At 69.0% G+C, this 3,671-nt stretch carries 3 protein-coding genes; 2 read left to right on the top strand and 1 reads right to left on the bottom strand.

From position 1 onward, the window contains the following. Window positions 1-26: 26 nt before the first annotated feature. Window positions 27-2,570, bottom strand: coding sequence for an aminopeptidase N (gene pepN / locus ACFQ36_RS21460; protein ID WP_377017375.1), 2,544 nt, complete (start codon window positions 2,568-2,570; stop codon window positions 27-29). Window positions 2,571-2,844: 274 nt separating this feature from the next. Between pepN and ACFQ36_RS21455 the strand changes: the two genes are divergently transcribed. Both ACFQ36_RS21455 and ACFQ36_RS21450 read left to right on the top strand, forming a co-directional pair. Beyond that, complete coding sequence (locus ACFQ36_RS21455; RefSeq protein WP_377017372.1) at window positions 2,845-3,318, top strand: ribose-5-phosphate isomerase; 474 nt, start codon at window positions 2,845-2,847, stop codon at window positions 3,316-3,318. A gap of 8 nt (window positions 3,319-3,326) precedes the next feature. Continuing rightward, on the top strand, window positions 3,327-3,671 hold a 345-nt coding region (locus tag ACFQ36_RS21450), incomplete at its 3' end, for a DNA-formamidopyrimidine glycosylase family protein (protein WP_377017370.1).

Raw genomic sequence — 3,671 nt, 5'->3', positions numbered from 1 at the left:
CGGGCGCCGCCGCCCGGCCGGCCGGGCTACCGGTCCGCGGCCTGGGCCTTCAGCGCGCGGACCACGCCGTCGCGGTTCTCCAGCACCAGGCGCCGCAGTGCCGGGATTTCGTTGCCCAGCCCGTCCAGGAAGCGGTCCGTCAGCTCCACGGTCGCCTGGCTGGTGAGCCGGCTCGGATACAGTCCGACGACGATCTGCTGGGCGATCTCGTGCGTGCGCGAGGCCCAGACGTCCCTGGCCGCGGCGAAGTATTTCTCCGCGTAGGGCTCCAGCAGCGCCGTGTCGTGGACGCGGTTGAAGCCGGCAATGACGGACTGCTGGATGGCGTTGGGCAGTTCGCCGGCGACGACGACGGCGTGCCAGGCCTCGGCCTTCGCCGCCGCGGTGGGGATGGCTGCCTTGGCCAGGGCTGCGGCGCGCTGTCCGGTGGCGGTGGCGTCCCGTTTCAGTTCGGCGTCGATCTCGGGCTGGCCGAAGCGGCCGCCGGCCACCAGTGAGGTGAGCAGTTCCCAGCGCAGGTCGGCGTCCACGGTCAGGCCTTCGGGCACCCGCTCCCCGGAGAGCACCCCGGCCACCGCATCCAGCTGGCCCTCGCTCCGGGCCAGCCCGGCGAACGCCTTGACGAACTGCAGCTGCGAATCCGAGCCGGCCTCGGCCTGGCCGCTGAGCTCCCACAGCCGGTCCGCGGCGGCGATCGAGAGCCGTTCCCGGTCCTCGGGCCGGACATAGAAGGTCAGGGAGGTGTCCAGCTGGCGCAGCAGCACCATCACCACCGAGGAATCCGTCTCGTAGGCGACGTTGTTGAGCACCAGCTCCACGTACTGGCGCGCCGGCGTCTCCCCATCGCGGGTGGCGTCCCAGGCCGAGCTCCAGACCAGCGTGCGCGGCAGGGACTCGGCAAAGTCCTTCAGGTGCACCTTGGAAGTCTGCAGCGAGGCCTCGTCCAGCCGGATCTTCGTGTAGGCCAGGTCGTCGTCGTTGAGCAGCACCAGGGCCGGGCGCTGCCGGCCGGCCAGCTCCGGGACCTCGGTCCGTTCACCGTCCACGTCCAGCTCCACCCGGTGCGTGCGCACCAGGCGGCCGTCCCCGTCCAGGTCGTAGAAACCGACGGCGAGGCGGTGCCGGCGGATGGTGGGGTGCTCGGGCACGGCGGTCTGGACGATGGTGAAGGAACCGATCGTCCCGTCCGCGTCGGTGGCGATCTCGGCGCGCAGCGTGTTCACGCCGGCGGTTTCCAGCCACTCGGTAGACCATTCCTTCAGGTCCCGGCCGCTGGCTGCCTCCAGCTCCGCCAGCAGGTCGAACAGTTCGGTGTTCTGCCAGGCATGCTTGCCGAAGTATTCGCGGACCCCGGCCATGAACTCCTCCTGGCCCACCCAGGCCACCAACTGGCGCAGCACCGAGGCGCCCTTGGCATAGGTGATGCCGTCGAAGTTGACCTGCACGTCCTCGAGGTCCTTGATCTCGGCGACGATCGGGTGCGTGGAGGGCAGTTGGTCCTGCCGGTAGGCCCAGGACTTCTCCACCGAGGCGAAGGTGGTCCAGGCGTTCTTCCAGGCGGTGGCCTCGGCGGCGGCCAGGGTGGACATGAACTCGGCGAAGGATTCGTTCAGCCACAGGTCGTTCCACCAGCGCATGGTGACCAGGTCCCCGAACCACATGTGCGCCAGTTCGTGCAGCACCGTGATGGCCCGGCGTTCGACCGTGGCCTTGGTGGGCTTGGAGCGGAAGACATAGTTCTCCAGGAACGTCACTGCGCCGGCATTCTCCATGGCCCCGGCATTGAACTCCGGGACGAAGAGCTGGTCGTACTTGGTGAACGGGTACGGAGTGCCGAACTGCTTTTCGTAGAACGCGAAGCCCTGCCGGGTGAGCTCGAAAATGTTCTCCGCATCCAGGAACTGCATCAGCGACTTGCGGGCGAAGACGCCCAGCGGGATGGTCCGCCCGTCCGAGCTGGTCAGTTCGCTGCGCACGCTTTGGTAGGGGCCGGCGATCAGTGCCGTGATGTAGGAGGAAATCCGCGGGGTGGGCTCGAAGGTCCAGGTCGCCGCGGTCCCGGACTTGCCGGCAGGTTCCGGTTCCGGGGTGGGGGAGTTGGAAATGACGTCCCAGTGCGACGGCGCGGTCACCGTGAAGCGGAAGGTCGCTTTCAGGTCCGGCTGCTCGAACACGGCGAACACCCGGCGCGAGTCCGGCACCTCGAACTGGCTGTACAGGTAGACCTCGTTGTCCACCGGATCCACGAAACGGTGCAGCCCCTCGCCGGTGTTCATATAGAGCGCGTCCGCGTCGACGACCAGTTCGTTCTCGGCGGCCAGTTCCGGCAGCCGGATGCGCACGCCGTCGGAGACCTCGGCGGGGTCCAGTTCGGCACCGTTGAGGGTGACCGAACGGACCGTGTCGGTCACGGCGTCAATGAAGGTGGACGCGCCGGCCGTGGCGCTGAAGCGGACGGTGGTCCGGGAGCCGAAGACCTTGTCCCCCCGGGTCAGGTCCAGGACAACGTCATAGGACTCGACGTTGAGCAACGCGGCGCGTTCACGGGCTTCCTCGCGGGTCAGATTCATTCCTGGCAACGTAACGCCTCCCAAGACGGATAGATGGACAAGCCGGTGCTGCGGGCGGGCCCGGCCCTGCGGCAGCGGGCCGGATGTGAAACAAGCCTTGAACAGTCCGGTCATTCTCTCACTTCCGGCCCCGGGATGCAGCACATTGCACCGGACCGGGCAGTTGTTACATCCGGCGCCGGAATGCGGTCCCGGCCAGCCGGTAGGCTGGAGGGCGGCATCCGCCACTGACAGACACTCCCAGCCGCCGAACCACCCGTTGAGGAAGACCCGCATGCGCGTTCACATTGCCACCGACCACGCCGGCCTCGAACTGAGCCACCACCTCATCGAGCACCTGGGCGCCAAGGGCTACGAGATGGTGGACCACGGGCCGCAGCAGTACGACCCCGAGGACGACTACCCGGCGTTCTGCATCAATGCCGCCCTGGCCGTGCTGGCCGACCAGGCCGCCGGCGTCGACGCGCTGGGCATTGTGCTCGGCGGCTCCGGCAACGGCGAGCAGATCGCCGCGAACAAGGTCAAGGGCATCCGCGCCGCGCTGGCTTGGAACCTGGACACCGCCAAGCTGGCGCGCGAGCACAACGACGCCAACGTCGTCGCCGTCGGCGGCCGCCAGCACAGCGTCGAGGAAGCCACCGCCATCATCGAGGCTTTCCTGGCCGAACCGTTCAGCAACGCCGAGCGCCACGTGCGCCGGATCGGCAAGATCGCCGCCTACGAGGCCAGCGGCGAAGTGGTGGCCTAGGTCCGGCCGTGCCCGAAGGACATTCGGTCCACCGGCTGGCCGCCCAGTTCAACTCCGTCTTCGGCGGCAGCCGGCTGGCCGTGACCAGCCCGCAGGGCAAGTTCGCCGCCGGGGCCGCCCGGCTGAATGGGGCCGTGCTGGATTCCGCGCACGCCCACGGCAAGCAGCTGTTCCTGGCCTTCGACAATGACCTGCACCTGCGCGTGCACCTCGGCCTCTACGGCGCCTGGGATTTCGGCGGGGACGAGACCTTCCGCGGCGCCTCCAGCATCGGCGCGCCCCGGCGCGTGGGGGAGCGGGAGGCGTACGACGACGGCGGCGGGGCCGCGCCGTACACGGGCCCGCCGGAGCCG

Origin of the sequence: Arthrobacter sp. GCM10027362 (assembly GCF_042679445.1) — a bacterium.
In the GTDB taxonomy this organism is placed as follows: domain Bacteria; phylum Actinomycetota; class Actinomycetes; order Actinomycetales; family Micrococcaceae; genus Crystallibacter.
This window is presented reverse-complemented; position numbering and strand designations above follow the sequence as displayed.